Below are 15,863 nucleotides of genomic sequence, written 5' to 3'. Positions count from 1 at the left end.
CACCTACTTGCAATCCGCTTTCTTCGGGCGCGTCGATATGGCTGATTATCCCAGTTATCCATATGATATAGCAGAGTTTATTTTTACTATTCCGGAGTATGAACCACCCGAATCACCTCACGCCTGCACCGAATCCGTGGCGGATAAATCACACATGAACAGACGGTACTGCATGGAAATCGACGATGGTGATGATGTGAGATTCGCGGCATCGCCGCACGTCCCTGACGCCGTGTCGGCGCGATTTCGGACGACGGCTTTTGCCCAGGCTCTGGACAAGCCGATCCGATCCGAGCAACGCTGCACGATATGAGCGCTGCCACCTCGACCGCCCGCACATCGCGCCGCCTCACTCGCGAGGACTGGATCGCAAACGCACGCAAGACATTGGTCGAGCGTGGCATCGACGAAGTGAAGGTCGATCGCCTCGCCCGTCAGATGCGCGTGACGCGCGGCAGCTTCTACTGGCATTTCCAGCATCGCAAGGATCTGCTCGACGCGCTGCTGACCGACTGGGAAGCACGCAATTATTTCGAGCTGGCCCAGATCCGCGCACGTTGGGCGCGCAGCGTGCCCGACCTGACCGAAGTGGTCGCAATCTGGCTGGGCGAAGATCCGAACTTTCCGTCGTTCGACGTCGCGATCCGCGCCTGGGCCCGTCGCGCGCCCGAAGTGGCGCAGTCGGTCGAGCGCGTCGACAAGGCCTGGATCGGGCTGTTGCAGGAATTGTTCGAGATGAGCGGCTATGGCTCGGAAGAGAGCCTGGTGCGCGCACGCGTCACCTATTTCCACCAGATCGGCTATTATGCGCTGGGCATGCGCGAAGAGCTGAGCGAGCGGATCAGGCTGGTCCCGATCTATTATTCGGTGCTGACCGGACGCGCGCCGACACCCGAATTCACCAAGGTGCTGCAGCGCCAGATTCCGACGGGCGAGAAACCGGCGCGCAAGCCGCGTACGACCAAGCCCAAGCCGGCCGACCCGGAGGCCTGAACCGGCCCGTCAGTTCAGCCGAGCCCGTTCTTCACGAGTTCGCCGGCCCGCATGATGAGCGAGAGCGCCTGGCCGTCGCGCGCCAGCAAGCCGATATCGGCGAGCGGATCGCCATCGACCACGATCAGGTCGGCATGCGCATCGACCGCGACGCACCCCAATTGCCCCTGCTGCTGGAGAATCTCCGCGCCGATCGACGTCGCCTGACGCAGGATCTCGACGGGCGTGAAGACTTCGCTTCTGAGCGAGAACTCGCTGCATTGCCGATCATAGGTTTCGCCGAGCAGGTCGGTGCCGAGCCCGATGGAAACGCCCGCCCCGCGCATCCTGTCCATGCCCGCCAGCGCCTCGCCGAACATCGACTCGAGCTTCTCCAGGCTGTTGGCCGGAAAGCACAGCCCGGGCCCGCATTCGCGCAGCGCATAGATGGTCGCCATCGTCGGCACGATATAGGCGCCGCGCTCGACGACGAACGTCGCGGTCTCGTCGTCGATCAGCGTTCCATGCTCGATGCAGCGCACGCCATAATCGACGCAGCGGCGGATCGCGCTGGCCGGGTGGCAATGCGCCGAGACATAACTGCGCCGCTCCGCGCATTCGCCGACGATCGCCCGGATCTCGTCCTCACGATATTGATTCATCCAGATCGGATCGGTGGGTGAGGCGACTCCGCCTGATCCCATGATCTTGATGCAATGCGCCCCGCGGCGCAGTTCCTCGCGCACCGCCTTCAAGCATTCGTCGACGCCGTCGGCGACGACGCACAGCGTATTGGCGTCACCGCAACTGCAATAGCCCTGGCTGTGCCGGCTCTCGCCCTGTCCCCGGAAATCGCCATGTCCGCCCGTCATCGACAGGATCTTGCCGGCATAGAAGAAGCGCGGCCCCCGAATCAGGCCGTCGGCAAGCGCGCGCGACAGGCTCCAGTCGCCACCGCCAATATCGCGCACCGTGGTGAAACCGCAATCGAGCGCATGGCCGAGCATGCGAACGGCATGGGCGGTGCGATAGGGATCCCCCGCGCCGTCGACGCGCTTCACGTCGAGGTCGGAGGCATAGGCATGGACGTGCAGGTCGATCATGCCTGGCATCAGCGTCCGCCCACCCAGATCGATCCGCCGCGCATCGGCGAGCGTGATCGGCGCGTCGGAAATCTCGCGGATGCGCCCCTGCTCGATCGCGACCGACATGCCGTCCGCGCAGTCGGCATCGACGCCGTCGAATATGCGTGCGTTTTCGAGAATGATCGCAGTCATGGCATCTCCTCTCCGATTCCGGACATTGGGAGCACGGGCCGGCTCCGGTTCCGCCCATGCTGAACCAAAGCGATTCACCATGCAATACTGTACCTAATATGATCGGGATCGACTCGGAAAGAGCGATCTCCCGACGATGGTTCGCGAAATTTTTCCAGCCAGTATCGCGACGCGGAACCGCGATCGGAAGGCACATCGGTCGACTGGATATTATGCAGGGATTCCATGATTATATCTCGTTGAGTCAATGTCGTTGCCCCAGCATCGAACGCGCGGCTCGCGGGCCGCATTCCGGTACCGGAGAAATCTCCCGCTTGCTTCCAGACATTACTGTATCTAAGAATGGGCAAATAGGCATAGGGGAGCGGCGGGCGCGGATGCGCGGATCATGAGACATTATTCGGCCTGGTCGCTGTTGAAGGCGGGACTGTCGGGGCAGCGCGGCTGGGAGCCGGCGTGGCGCGATGCGACGCCCAAAAAGGCGTATGACGCGATCATCGTCGGCGGCGGCGGGCACGGCCTTGCCACCGCCTATTATCTCGCCAGCCAGCACGGCATGCGCAACGTCGCGGTGATCGAGCGCGGCTGGATCGGCGGCGGCAATACCGGGCGCAACACCACGGTCATCCGCTCCAACTACTTCTTTCCCGAAAGCACGCGCTTCTACGATTTCTCGCTGTCGCTCTACGAAGGGCTGTCGCGCGAGTTGAACTACAACATCATGTTCTCGCGCCGCGGCATGTGGTCGCTCGCCCATGACCGGCACGGCCTCGAAATGCTTCGCCGATCGGCCAATGCGATGCTGCGCAACGGCGCCGACGTCGAATATCACGAAGCCGACGAAGTGCGCCGGCGGATCCCCGGGCTCAATCCCGATCCACGCTTTCCCGTGCTCGCCGGGCTGCTCCAGCCGCGTGGCGGCACCGCGCGGCACGATGCGGTGGCCTGGGGCTATGCGCGCGGCGCCGACATGCTGGGCGTCGACATCATCCAGAATTGCGAGGTGACCGGGTTCGACATTCGCGGCGGACGGATCGCTGGGATAAAGACCTCGCTGGGCGATATCGCGAGCGACCGCGTCGGCCTGGCCGTGGCCGGCCACAGCTCGATGCTCGCGAAGCTCGCCGGCTTCCGGCTGCCGATCACGTCCTATGCGCTGCAGGCCTTCGTGTCCGAGCCGATGAAGCCGGTGCTCGACACCGTCGTGCTGTCACCCGCCACCGGCGTCTATGTCAGCCAGTCGGACAAGGGCGAGCTGGTGCTGGGCGGTGCGCTCGATCTGTTTCCCTCCTATGCGCAGCGCGGCAGCCTGCCCGCGCTCGAACAGGCGGCAGCGGGACTGATCGACATGTTCCCGCAATTCTCGCGTGTCCGCCTGCTCCGGCAATGGGCGGGCATCGTCGACGTCGTCCATGATTCGACCCCGATCATCGGCGAAAGCCCGGTCGGCGGGCTTTATCTCAATTGCGGCTGGGGAACGGGCGGGTTCAAGGCGATCCCGGCGGGCGGCGTCTGCTTCGCCCACGCCCTCGCGACGGGCACACCGCATCCCTTCGCCGCCGCCTTCTCGCTCGATCGTTTCCACAGTGGCGCGCTGATCGACGAAGCCGCCGCGTCCGGCATAGCCCATTGAAGAACCCATCATGCTCCTGATCGAATGCCCCTGGTGCGGCCCGCGCGCCGAAAGCGAATTCCGCTGCGGCGGCGAAAGCCATATCGTCCGCCCGCCCAAACCCGGCGCCATCGACGATGCGGCATGGGGCGATTATCTCTTCTATCGCGACAATCCGAAAGGCGTCGGCTTCGAGCGCTGGTTCCATCGCTTCGGCTGCAGGACCTGGTTCAACGTCGCCCGTGACACGGTGAGCCATCGCATCGTCGCAATCTATGCGATGACCGATCCGAAACCCGAATTGCCAAAACCCGAATCGAAGGAGCCGGCGCGATGAGCGGCTATCGGGTTTCGGGCGGTGCATTGGTCGACCGCGACCGCCCCATCCATTTTCGCTGGGCGGGCCGGGACTATTCGGGATTCGCCGGCGACACCCTGGCATCGGCATTGCTGGCCAGCGGTGTGACGTTGTTCGGGCGCAGCTTCAAATATCATCGGCCGCGCGGGCTGCTGGCAGCCGGGCTCGACGAGCCCAATGCGATCGTCCAGCTCGAACGCGGCGCGGCGACGATCCCCAATCTCAAGGCGCCCTATGTCGAGCTCTACGACGCGCTCGACGCCGCACCGGTCAATGCCTGGCCGAATCTCGACTTCGACCTGATGGCGATCAACGGGCTGATCAAGCGCTTCATCCCGGCGGCCTTCTACTACAAGACCTTCATGTGGCCGGACTGGCTGATGTTCGAGGGCGCGATCCGCCGCGCCGCCGGCCTTGGCCGATCGCCGCGCGACGCCGATCCCGACATCTATGCCCAGGCATCGGCGCATTGCGACATATTGGTCGTCGGCGGCGGCATTGCCGGCCTGGCCGCGGCGCTGCACGAAGCGAAGGGCGGCGGGCGCGTCACCCTGGTCACCGGTGGAACCCATTGGGGCGGCCGGATGGCGGGCAGCGACGAGATGGTCGAGGGACTGCCGGCACGTCAGTGGATCGCCGAAACGCTCGCGGCACTGGAAGCGCTTCCCAACGTCACGCTGCGGTCGCGCACGCTGGCGACCGGCTATTATGATCACGGCATGATCGCGCTGTGCGAGCGGCTGACCGATCATCTGCCGCTCGGCCAGCGCAAGGGTCCGCGCCAGCGGCTGTGGCGGGTGCGGGCCGACAGGGTGATCCTTGCCACCGGCGCGTTCGAGCGGCCCCTGGTCTTCGCCAACAATGATCGGCCCGGCGTGATGCTGGCCGGCGCAGCACTGGCCTATCTGCGTCGCTACGGCGTGCTGGTCGCGCCGACGATTGCAGTCGTCACCAACAATGACAGCGCCTGGCATGCCGCCTTCGAACTGGCGGATGCCGGCGCCGTCGTCGCGGCGATCGCCGATAGCCGGATCGACCCGCCGGCCGCATTGGTCGCGGCGGCACGGGCACGCGGCATCGCCGTTCATGCCGGCAGCACCGCCGAGGCCGCGATCGGATCGAAGTCAGTGCGCGGGGTGCGGCTCTGTGCACTCGATTCGCGGGGCCGATTGACCGGCACGGCCACCACCGTAAAAGCCCAGGCGATCCTGATGTCGGGCGGCTGGAACCCCGCAGTGCATCTCCATTCGCAGGCCGGCGGCGGCTTGCGGCTCGACGAGGCGCTGCAAAGCTTCCTCCCAAGATCGGGACCGACGAATCATCTCAGCATCGGGGCGGCCGCCGGTGATTTCTCCGCCCAGGGCACGCTTGCCGCCGCGCGTGGCGCATCATCGGGCGATCCGGCAACCGATCCCGTCCGCCCACTCTGGTCCGCGTCGCGCACCGACATGCCGAGCGCGCTTGCCTGGGTCGATTTCCAGAATGACGTCACCGCCGGCGACGTCGCGCTCGCCGCGCGCGAGAATTTCCGCTCGGTCGAGCATCTCAAACGCTACACCACGCTTGGCATGGCGTCCGACCAGGGCAAGACGTCGAACGTCAACGGCATCGGCATCCTCGCCGACCTGCTCGGCAAGCGACTCGACCAGATCGGCACCACCCGCTTTCGCGCGCCCTATGATCCGACCACGATCGGCGTGTTCGCCGGTCACCGGGTCGGCGACGGCCTGCAGCCCCGCCGCCGGCTGGCGCTGAACGACTGGCATGTCGCGGGCGGCGCCGCGATGGAGGAATATGGCGGCTGGATGCGTCCGGCCTTCTATCCGGTCGGCACCGAAAGCGAAGCCGATGCGATCGCACGCGAAGTGCTGGCGGTGCGCGGTGGCGTCGGCATTTTCGAAGCCTCGCCGCTCGGCAAGATCGAGGTGAAGGGCCCCGATGCCGCCGCGTTCCTCGATCGCATCTATGTCAACACGATCAGCACGCTGAAACCCGATCGCTGCCGCTACGCGCTGATGCTCGACGAGAATGGCACGGTCTTCGACGACGGCATCGTCACCCGGCTTGCACATGATCATTTCCTGGTCGGCACCACCAGCGGCCATGCCGGGGCGATTGCCGAGATCCTGAAGGAATGGCTGCAATGCGAATGGACGTCGCTGCGCGTGCTCACCGAGGATGTGACGACATGCTGGGCGGTCGCCAATCTCGCGGGCCCCGAGGCACGGACGCTGCTCCAGTCGCTGGAGAGCGATATCGATTTTTCGGCCCAGGCCTTTCCGCACATGCATCATCGCGCCGGCCATATCCTGGGCATCCGCGCCCGCGTCGCGCGCGTCAGTTTTTCGGGCGAGCTGTCCTATGAGATCGCAGTGCCCTGGAACAATGCCGCCACGCTCTGGACGAAACTGGTCGAAGCGGGCGCGCCGTTCGGGATCGCACCCTTCGGCATCGAGGCGCTGATGACGATGCGCATCGAGAAGGGTTTCCTGCATGTCGGATCGGATACCGACGGCATGACCCAGCCGCAGGATGTCGGCATGGCCGGCATCGTCGCGAAGAAGGCGAGCGATTTCATCGGCCGCCGTTCGACCACGCGCCCCGACGCGCTGCGCGAGGATCGGCGGCAATTGGTCGGGCTCGAGATCGTCGACGGCAAGGCGACGCCGCTGACGGCCGGCGCGCACGTCGTGACGCATGGCGAGGAGCAAGCGATCGGCAGCGATGGCTGGGTGACGTCGAGTGCATGGTCGCCGACACTGGCAACGCCGGTCGCGCTGGCGCTGGTCAGGCGCGGCACCACGCGGATGGGAGAGGCGGTGCGCATCAACGATCTGGGATCATGGCGCGAAGCACGGATCGTCGCGCCCTGCCGCTACGACCCGCAGGGAGTGCGGCTCGATGGCTGAGTTCAAGCCCCTGCAATCGCCGATGGTGGAACACGATTTCGGCGTCGGCAAGGTGCAGATCGTCGGTGCGGAGGACGTCACCGCCCGGCTAACCGCCGCGCTCGGCTTCGCGCCGCCAACCGCCGCCAACCGGATCAGCCGGAACGCCGATATGGGCTGCGCCTCGGTCGCACCGCACGAATGGCTGCTCGTCGGCGACGCCGCGGCGGTCGGCGACGCGACCGACCGGATCGAGGCCGCATTCCGCGACGACGCGCTGGCCCTGGTCCTGAACGTGAGCCAGGGATCGACGGCCTGGCGCCTGAGCGGCGCGCCGGCGATCGACCGGCTTGCCGCCTATTGCCCGATCGACCTGACCGCCGACGCCTTTCCGACCGGCAGCGTGGCGCGCACGCGCTTCGGCGATATCGGTATTTTCCTGACGCGCATCGACGACCGGCCGAGCTTCTGGCTGGTCGCGGATCAATCCTACGCCACCTATGTCACGCACCTGCTCGATCACGGCGTGACCTGAGCAAATCTCCCCGGAGCTTCCTGATGACCACATCGCCACACGCACATTGCGTGCTCCGCTTCCGATGCCCCGACAGGCCCGGCATCCTCGCACGGGTCGCGCCCGTCCTCGCCACCAATGGCTGGGATATCCGCGAAGCGTCGATCTATGGCGATCCGGACAGCGTGACCTTTTTCGTGCGCATGGAATTGACCAGCGGCGAGGCCAGCCTGGCCGATCTGGAGGCGCAGATGGCGCCCGTCGTCGAAAGCCTCAGACTCGAGCACGAAATCTACGACCTGACCCGGCCGATGCCCGTGCTGATCGCGGTCTCGAAGTTCAACCATTGCCTCGTCGATCTGATCCACAAGACCGAGATCGGCGCGCTGCCGATCCGCATCGTCGGCGTGGTTTCCAACCACGAGACCGAACGCAAGCTGGTCGAATGGCATGGGCTGCCCTTTCACCATCTGCCCGTCGACCGCGCGGACAAGCCGGCTCAGGAAGCCGCGTTCATGCGCGTGATCGAGGAAAGCGGCGCGGAGCTGGTCGTCCTCGCCCGCTATATGCAGATCCTCTCCGACTCCTTCTCGGATGCGTTGGCGGGCCGTTGCATCAATATCCATCACAGTTTCCTGCCCAGCTTCAAGGGCGCCAAACCCTATCACCAGGCAAAGGCGCGCGGTGTGAAGCTGATCGGCGCCACTGCGCATTATGTGACCTCGGCGCTCGACGAGGGGCCGATCATCGAACAGGACGTCCGCCGCGTGACGCATGCGACCACCGCCGACGAAATGGTCGCGATCGGCCGCGAGGTCGAGGCATCGGTGCTGTCGCGCGCGGTGCGCTGGCATTGCGAGCACCGCGTCCTGCCCAACGGTTCGCAAACCGTCGTCCTCACCTGATCGCCGGGAGCCTTGCCATGTCCGTTACGACGCCCGCTACGATGTCCGATGCGACGCTGATCGACGGCAAGCGTTTCGCGGACGATCTGCGTGCGCGGGTCGCCGAAGGCACCGCGCTGTTCCGTCACGACCATGGCTTCGCGCCCGGCCTGGCGGTGGTGCTGGTCGGCGACGATGCGGCAAGCGCCATCTATGTCCGCCGCAAGCGCGAACAATGCGGTGCGATCGGCATGGATTCCTTCGCGCATCTGCTGCCCGCCGATACCGGCGAAGCGGAATTGCTGGCGCTGATCGACCGGCTCAATCGCGATCCCGCGGTACATGGCATCCTCGTCCAGCTTCCGCTGCCCGGACATATCGATACGCAGCGCGTGATCTCGGCCGTGCGTCCGGACAAGGATGTCGACGGCTTCCACGTCGTGAATGCCGGCAAACTCGCGCTCGGCGAACCCGGCCTTGCCCCGTGCACGCCGCTCGGCTGCATCATGATGCTGCGCGACACGATCGGATCGCTGCGCGGCAAACGCGCGCTCGTCGTCGGTCGATCGGTGATCGTCGGCCGGCCGATGGCGCAATTGCTGCTGATGGAGGATTGCACCGTCACCATCGCCCATCGCCATTCGCGGGATCTGCCCGAACTGTGCCGGGCCGCCGACATCATCGTCGTCGCGGTTGGCATTCCCGAGCTGATCCGCGGCGACTGGATCCGCCCAGGTGCGGTGGTGATCGATGTCGGGATCAATCGCGTGCCCGATCCGGCCAGGCCAGGCACGACACGGATCGTCGGCGACGTCGCCTTCGCCGAAGCCCGCCAGGTGGCGGGCGCGATCACCCCGGTGCCGGGCGGCGTCGGCCCGATGACGATCGCATGCCTGTTGCAGAATACGCTCGACGCCGCGCGCGGGAGCGTTCGCGGCGGCATGACCACTCAGCAAAACGATACATTGGTGTATTGACACGGCACGTCAAGCTGGCAGTTTCTTACGGCCCGCGCGGCATATCGGAGACGGACTCATGACTTCCAACGCCATTGCCGCTTCCGAGCCCATCGAGTCACCAGGGACGATCGCACGCCGACGCTATTGGGTGCTGGCGGTGATGACTCTGGTCTATGCGATGAACATCGCAGACCGCTTCGTGCTCTCGACCCTGATCGAACCGATCAAGGCCGAATTCCAGCTGACCGACACTGCGGTCGGCTTTCTCACCGGCGTGGCGCTCGCGCTGTTCTACACGGCGGCGGGCCTGCCGCTCGGCGCACTGGCCGACCGCGTCAACCGCCGCAACATGATCATGTGGGCGCTCGCCATCTGGTCGATGTTCACCGCCTTTTGCGGGCTGGCGCAGAATTTCTGGCAATTGCTGCTGGCGCGGATCGGCGTGGGCATCGGCGAAGCGGGCGGTACGCCGCCGTCGCATTCGATCCTGGCCGATTACTTCCTGCCCTCGGAGCGGATCGTCGCGATGTCCGTCTATGCGCTGGGCATCGCGCTCGGTTCGGCGATCGGCGGGATCGGCGGCGGTATGCTGGCCGAAGCCTTCGGCTGGCGACATGGGCTGATCGTCTTCGCCTGCGCCAGCCTGCCGGTACTGATCCTGCTGATCAGCGTCCGCGAACCCAAGCGCGGCGCGAGCGACCCCGGTATCTCGCTGGCGGCCGAAGCGCCGAATTTCCGCGAGACATTGTCCTTCATCCGCTCGCAGCGCGCATTGATGCATGTGCTGGCCGGCAGCACGATCGCGACCTTTTCGGGTATGGGGCTGGTCTGGTGGACACCCGCCTTTCTCGGTCGTTCGCATGGCTTCAGCGTCGGTGAGGCCGGGATCGAAGTGGGGTTGATGAGCGGCGCCGGCGGCGCGGCGGCGATGATCGTCGCGACGATCGTCACCATCCGACTCGCCCGGCTGGACGCCAAATGGCAATGCCAATTCCTTGCCTGGGTGACATTGCTGATCACATTGCCCGGCGTCGCGGCGCATATGGTGAGCGACCGCGCCAGCGCGGTGCTGTTGCTGTGGCTCTTCATACCGTTCACCAATGTCTATGTCGGCCCGACGCTGGCGCTGCTCCAGAATCTGGTGCGGCCCGACATGCGTGGCGTGACCGTCGCCGTGCTGCTGTTCGCCGCCAACATCGCCAATCTGGCGATCGCGCCGCAGTTGATCGGACTGGGGTCCGACCTGCTGGCCGGCCATATCGCCGATCCCGCGCAATCGCTGCGCTTCGCGCTCGCCATCTCCGGCCTGACCGGCATCTGGGCGGCGTTTCATTTCTGGGCGGCGATCCGCGCACTCCCGCACGACCTGGCGCGCGCGGGCAGCGCCTGAACCGACGATCATCGCATGGTGCCGCCGATGGATGCATTGACTCCTTCGCATCACCATGCACAAATGTATGGAACATATAGAATGAGGGGACGGCGAATGTCAGGTATCAGGATGACCGCGCTCTTGGCGCTGGCGATGGTCACGCCGGCGATTGCGACATCGGCGGCGGCGCAGACACAGGCTGCGGCGACGGCGAACGACGCCGCGCTGCGCGCGCTGGCCGACAGCATCTACCAGAACACGCTCGAGACCGAATTCACGTCGCGCGTATGGGCCCGCCTGCCCGTCGATAAATTCTCCGATTTCTCGATCCGGCCGGTGCGCGAGAATCAGGTGAAGCGCCAGCGCTGGGCCGCGTCGCTCGCCGCCATCGACCCCGCCGCGCTGAACGGGGTCGACGGCACCACCTATCGCATCCTTCAGTTCGAACTGGCCGATGACGGGCTGGCCGAGACCAAATACTGGCTGAGCTTCGACCTCACATCCTATCTAGCGCCAGCGACCTTCAACGCGGCGCAGCAGGTGCTTGCCGCGCATCCGCTCGCAACGGCCGACGATGCCCGTCACTATCGGACGCTGGTCGATGCCTATGCGACGATGCTCGATTCGCTGATCGCCAAGGTCGCTGATCAGACCGCGCGCGGCATCTATCTCCCCCGCCCGGCGCTGCCGGTGGTGCGCAGCACCTGGCAGGGCATTGCCGCAACCACGGGCGCGCTCAAGCCGGCGGAAACCCGATTGTCGGGCCTCTCGCCCGAGGCGCGCACCACCTTGCTGCGCGAGATCGATGCGGTCGCAGCGACCCGGCTGACACCCGGCTTCGCCAAGCTCGCTGCGATGATCGGCGAGGATTATGCCGCCAAGGCGCCCGAAACCGTTGGCATCGGCCAATATCCCGGCGGCAAGGACGTGTATCGCGCGCTCGTTCGTGAGAACACGACATTGCCGCTGACGCCCGAGCAGTTGCAGCAGCGCGGGCTCGCCGCCGTCGCCGATGTCGAGGCCCGGATGAAGGCGATCCGGGTGAAGCTGGGCTTCACCGGCACGGGTCGCGAATTCTACGACCGGATCAGCAAGGATCCGCGCTTCCTGGCAAAGACGCCCGCCGATATCGAAGCGACCTATGACCGCTATATCCGCGCGATCGAGCCCAAGGTTCCAAGCTATTTCCGGACCTTGCCCAAGGCGCCCTATGGCGTCGAGCGGTTGCCGCCGGCCATCGAAGCGGGGCAGACATTCGGCTATTACGGCCCGCCCAGCGCGGCCGAGCCGCGCGGCCTGTATCACTATAACGCGTCGAACATCGAGAAACGCAGCCTGATCAATGCCGGCACGCTGATCTATCACGAACTGATCCCGGGCCATCATTTCCACATCGCCACGCAGGACGAGAATCCGGCGCTGTCGCCGTTCCGCAGACAATATCTTGCCGGCGCCTTCACCGAAGGCTGGGGCGAATATGCCGCGAGCCTGCCGATCGAGATGGGGCTCTACGACACGCCCGAGGCGCTGTACGGCCGCTACATCAACGAATCCTTCCTCGCCGCCCGGCTCGTCGTCGATTCGGGCATGAATTATTTCGGCTGGTCGCTCGAAAAGGCGCGCGCCTATATGCACGAAGCGACCTCGTTGTCCGATGTCGAGATCGCGTCGGAGACCTTGCGCTATTCCACCAGCCTGCCCGCACAGGCGCTCGCCTACCGCATCGGCTACGAGAAATTCTGGGAGCTGCGTCACCGGGCGGAAAAGGCTTTGGGCACGAAGTTCGACATCCGCGATTTCCACGACGTCGTGCTCGGCAACGGCGCGCGCCCGATGACGGTCGTCGAGACCGATGTCGACGCCTATATCGCCGTGAAAAAGGGGACATGAGGCCGGAGAATTCAGTGGCTTGGCGATCGCCGCATCTGCTCTATGCTCGAACCGGGCGATCCGGGGGAGCTTCGAGCGGCAATGGCGACCGACAAGGACTGGGACCGGATCGAAGCACTTTTCGATGAACTGATCGGGCTCTCGCCCACCGATCGCGCCACACGACTGGACCGGGCGGAGATACCCGACGCGATCCGTGCGGAAATCGAATCGCTGCTGGCGGCGGCCGATATGGGCGGCATCCTCGACGCGGCACCGCCGCCATTGTCCGGCCCGACCGTCGATATGGCCTATAGTTCGCTTGCCGCCGGCGACCGGATCGGCGCCTTCACCATCGAACGGCTGATCGGGCGCGGCGGCATGGGAGAAGTCTATCTGGCGCACCGCGCCACGGCGGATTTCGAACAACGCGTTGCACTCAAGCTGCTGCGCGCCGATGTCGCGGGGCGCGGCGACCTGTTCGATCGCGAACGCCGCTTGCTCGCCCGGCTCGCGCATCGCGGCATCGCCCGGCTGATCGACGGCGGCATCGCACCCGACGGGCGCCCGTTCATGGCGATGGATTATGTCGACGGCACGCCGATCGACGCCTGGTGCCGCGCCAACAACGCGGACCTGGCGACACGGCTCGCACTGTTCCGCGAGATCTGCGACGCGGTCGGCTATGCCCATGCCAATCTGGTCGTCCATCGCGACCTCAAACCCTCCAACATCCTGATCGATGGGGACGGCCGGGTTCGCCTGCTCGATTTCGGCATTGCCAAGCTGCTCGACGACAGCGACGCGGTACCGGCAACGACCCAGGCAATGCTGACACCGGACTATGCCGCGCCCGAACAGCTCGACGGCGACGCCGCGACGGTCGCGACCGATGTCTATGCGCTGGGCGCGATCCTGTTCGAGCTGATCGTCGGCAGCGGACCGTGGCGGCGCGACGGCGCGTCGATCCCCTCGATCATCCGCCGCGTCCTGCACGAGGATGCGCCGCTGGCAAGCAAGGCCGCGCAGCGACCGGGGGCCCCCATTCCGCCTGCACGGATCGCCGGCGATCTCGACGCGATCATCCTGAAAGCCATGCGCCGCGATCCGCAGGAACGCTATCGCAGCACCGCCGAGCTGGCCGAGGACATAGAACGGCACCAGGAACTGATGCCTGTCCGCGCGCGCGCCGGCACGACCCGTTACCGCGTCGGCCGTTTCGTCAGCCGCTATCGCTGGGCAGTCGCCGCGACAGCGGCGACGGTCGCCGCCCTGCTGATCGGGGCAAGCGGCATCGCCTGGCAGGCGCGCAAGACCGCGGTCGAGCGCGACCTCGCGCTGGCCGAGGCGCGCCGATCGGAAGCGATCAACCGGATGCTCACCGTCATGTTCCGCGACAGCAGGGATGGCGGCGCCGGTGCCGACGCGACGGTCAAGCAGATGCTCGACCAGACGTCCGAGCGCCTGGCCGGATCGCTCGACACCAGCGCACGATCGGCGACACTCATCACCACCCTGTCCGATCTCTACGTCAATCTCGAGGATCCTGTCGGGGCCGACACGCTGTTGCGCCGCGCGCTCGACAGGGGCATCGGCAAGGATGACGCGGTGGCGACGGCACAGATCAAGCTACGCCTCGCCTCCACCGCAGCGGCGATGAACCGGAACGACGAAATCGCGCCGCTGCTCGACGCTGCCGATGCCGTGTTCCGCACCGATCCCGCACGGTTCCGCGTCGAACGGCTGGACGTGATCAGCAGCCGTGCGCAGATCGCGCAGCGCAGCGGCGATTATAATAGCGCGATCGATCTGCTTAGCGGGGCCTTGCCCGAGGCCGACAGTGTCTATGCCGAAAATCATCGTGACCTGCTGACATTCTACAACAACCTGCTGGTCTATATGGCAGAGGCGGATCGCCTCGATGCAATGCCGGCGGTGTTCGCGCAGGCCGATGCCGCGCTGAAGCGTACGGGCCAGGAAAACAGCACGACGGGGCTGGCGATCGCGCAGCTCAAGGGCGTGCGGCTGCTCAAGCTCAACGATCATGCGCGCGCCGAAGCGATCTTCGAGCGCGTGGCGAAGCAGCGCCGCGCAGTGTTCGGCCGATCGGCCGGGCTGGCGGTCGACCTGTTCCAGCTCGGTCGCGCCAGGCTGGCGCTCGGCAAATTCGCCGAAGCCAGGCAGACCCTGGCCGAAGCTCGTCCGATCGCCATGGAGAAGCTCGGGCCCGGCGCGGTGCCGACATTGGTCATCGGCCTGAACCTTGCCGAAGCCACCGCGGAAACCGGCGACACCGACGGTGCGGAACGCATTCTTGCGGAAATCACACCGCTGGTGACGGCGATGAAACCGCGCGGCCTGCCCTATGGCATCATGGCGAAGGTGAATGCGGTCATCCTGTTGAAGCAGGGCCGCGGCGCCGAAGCGCGCGCCGCAATCGTTCAGGCGGAAACCATATTCCGTGCGCTCGGGCGCGCCGGCGAAGCCCATCTGAAATCCTTCCCGGCGCTGCGGGCCAGGATCGCGGCAATTTAGGCGGCTGCCATCTCGCGATGGATCCAGGCGCGTGCGCGGATCCACCAGCGGCGCACGGTGCGGTCGCTGACGCCGAGGACATCGGCGGTCTCCTTTTCGTCGAGGCCGGCGAAAAAGCGGCAATCGACGACCTGCGCCAGTTCGGGATCAACTTCCGACAAGGCTTTGAGCGCGTCGCCCAGCTTCACGACTTCGGCATCTTCCGGGATCGCCGCGGCAAGTGAATCGAGGCTCTGGGTGAAGCTGTAGGTCGGCGCGTCGCGCTTCGACGCCAGACGCGCGCGCGCCGCGTCGATCAGGATGTGGCGGATCGCGGTCGCCGCACAGCCAAGGAAATGCGACTGGCTGTCCCAGCCGTCGCGCTTGCGCAGCTTGATATAGGCTTCGTTGATCAGCGCGGTGGTCTGCAATGTCTGCGGCGCACCGGCGCGCCAATGCTCCCGCCGCGCGATCGTGCGCAGCTCCTCATAAAGCGACGCGACCAGCGCATCCGCCGTACCGGCTGAATTTTTTTCGGGCGGCGTGTCCGTTTCGATCGCCTTTCCCCGTCTTGCCACACGCCAACACATCGGCGCGCCTTTTCTATGTGGGCGCGGCGGCGGGAAGGCAAGCGGAAGGGTGCG

The 15,863-nt window shown here is 65.8% G+C and carries 13 protein-coding genes; 11 read left to right on the top strand and 2 right to left on the bottom strand.

Features of this window, described 5'->3' with window-relative positions:
* The first annotated feature begins 37 nt into the window (after positions 1-37).
* Together AC3WN8_RS24825 and AC3WN8_RS24820 are read left to right on the top strand one after the other, a co-directional pair.
* Complete coding sequence (locus AC3WN8_RS24825; protein WP_492672184.1) at positions 38-313, top strand: hypothetical protein; 276 nt, start codon at positions 38-40, stop codon at positions 311-313.
* Positions 310-993, top strand: coding sequence for a TetR/AcrR family transcriptional regulator (locus tag AC3WN8_RS24820; RefSeq protein WP_492672183.1), 684 nt, complete (start codon positions 310-312; stop codon positions 991-993). The genes AC3WN8_RS24825 and AC3WN8_RS24820 overlap by 4 nt, the downstream gene beginning before the upstream one ends.
* Before the next feature lie 14 nt (positions 994-1,007).
* Here the strand turns inward: AC3WN8_RS24820 and AC3WN8_RS24815 are convergent, their stop codons facing one another.
* On the bottom strand, positions 1,008-2,249 hold the full coding sequence (locus AC3WN8_RS24815) for a metal-dependent hydrolase family protein (protein ID WP_492672182.1): 1,242 nt from the start codon (positions 2,247-2,249) through the stop codon (positions 1,008-1,010).
* A 388-nt stretch (positions 2,250-2,637) separates the two neighbouring features.
* Between AC3WN8_RS24815 and AC3WN8_RS24810 the strand changes: the two genes are divergently transcribed.
* The 9 genes from AC3WN8_RS24810 to AC3WN8_RS24770 all read left to right on the top strand — a co-directional run bounded on the left by AC3WN8_RS24810 (position 2,638) and on the right by AC3WN8_RS24770 (position 15,240).
* Positions 2,638-3,882: a sarcosine oxidase subunit beta family protein gene (locus AC3WN8_RS24810; protein ID WP_492672181.1), complete on the top strand. Its 1,245-nt coding sequence runs from the start codon at positions 2,638-2,640 to the stop codon at positions 3,880-3,882.
* 10 nt (positions 3,883-3,892) lie between these two features.
* On the top strand, positions 3,893-4,198 hold the full coding sequence (locus AC3WN8_RS24805) for a sarcosine oxidase subunit delta (protein ID WP_492672180.1): 306 nt from the start codon (positions 3,893-3,895) through the stop codon (positions 4,196-4,198).
* Positions 4,195-7,128, top strand: coding sequence for a sarcosine oxidase subunit alpha family protein (locus AC3WN8_RS24800; RefSeq protein WP_492672179.1), 2,934 nt, complete (start codon positions 4,195-4,197; stop codon positions 7,126-7,128). The genes AC3WN8_RS24805 and AC3WN8_RS24800 overlap by 4 nt, the downstream gene beginning before the upstream one ends.
* Positions 7,121-7,642: a sarcosine oxidase subunit gamma gene (locus AC3WN8_RS24795; protein ID WP_492672178.1), complete on the top strand. Its 522-nt coding sequence runs from the start codon at positions 7,121-7,123 to the stop codon at positions 7,640-7,642. Before AC3WN8_RS24800 ends, AC3WN8_RS24795 begins: the two co-directional genes overlap by 8 nt.
* Positions 7,643-7,665: 23 nt before the next feature.
* On the top strand, positions 7,666-8,526 hold the full coding sequence (purU, locus tag AC3WN8_RS24790; RefSeq protein WP_492672177.1) for a formyltetrahydrofolate deformylase: 861 nt from the start codon (positions 7,666-7,668) through the stop codon (positions 8,524-8,526).
* Positions 8,527-8,567: 41 nt separating this feature from the next.
* Positions 8,568-9,482, top strand: a complete 915-nt coding sequence (gene folD / locus AC3WN8_RS24785) for a bifunctional methylenetetrahydrofolate dehydrogenase/methenyltetrahydrofolate cyclohydrolase FolD (RefSeq protein ID WP_492672208.1) — start codon at positions 8,568-8,570, stop codon at positions 9,480-9,482.
* Between the two features lie 58 nt (positions 9,483-9,540).
* Positions 9,541-10,854, top strand: coding sequence for a spinster family MFS transporter (locus tag AC3WN8_RS24780; RefSeq protein ID WP_492672176.1), 1,314 nt, complete (start codon positions 9,541-9,543; stop codon positions 10,852-10,854).
* A gap of 96 nt (positions 10,855-10,950) precedes the next feature.
* Positions 10,951-12,726, top strand: coding sequence for a DUF885 domain-containing protein (locus tag AC3WN8_RS24775; RefSeq protein ID WP_492672175.1), 1,776 nt, complete (start codon positions 10,951-10,953; stop codon positions 12,724-12,726).
* 81 nt (positions 12,727-12,807) lie between these two features.
* Positions 12,808-15,240 carry a serine/threonine-protein kinase gene (locus tag AC3WN8_RS24770; RefSeq protein ID WP_492672174.1) on the top strand — a complete coding sequence of 811 codons (2,433 nt, stop codon included), beginning with the start codon at positions 12,808-12,810 and terminating at the stop codon, positions 15,238-15,240.
* On the opposite strand, the gene AC3WN8_RS24765 is transcribed toward AC3WN8_RS24770, so the two are convergent.
* A complete protein-coding gene (locus tag AC3WN8_RS24765; protein WP_492672173.1) occupies positions 15,237-15,797 on the bottom strand; it encodes an ECF-type sigma factor in 561 nt (186 codons plus the stop codon). The two genes, AC3WN8_RS24770 and AC3WN8_RS24765, sit on opposite strands and share 4 nt — an antisense overlap.
* Positions 15,798-15,863 lie beyond the last annotated feature (66 nt).

This window comes from Sphingobium sp. FW305-3-2-15-F-TSA7 (genome assembly GCF_058787155.1).
Note: the sequence above shows the minus strand (reverse complement) of the source record. Positions and strands in the feature narration are given on the sequence as shown.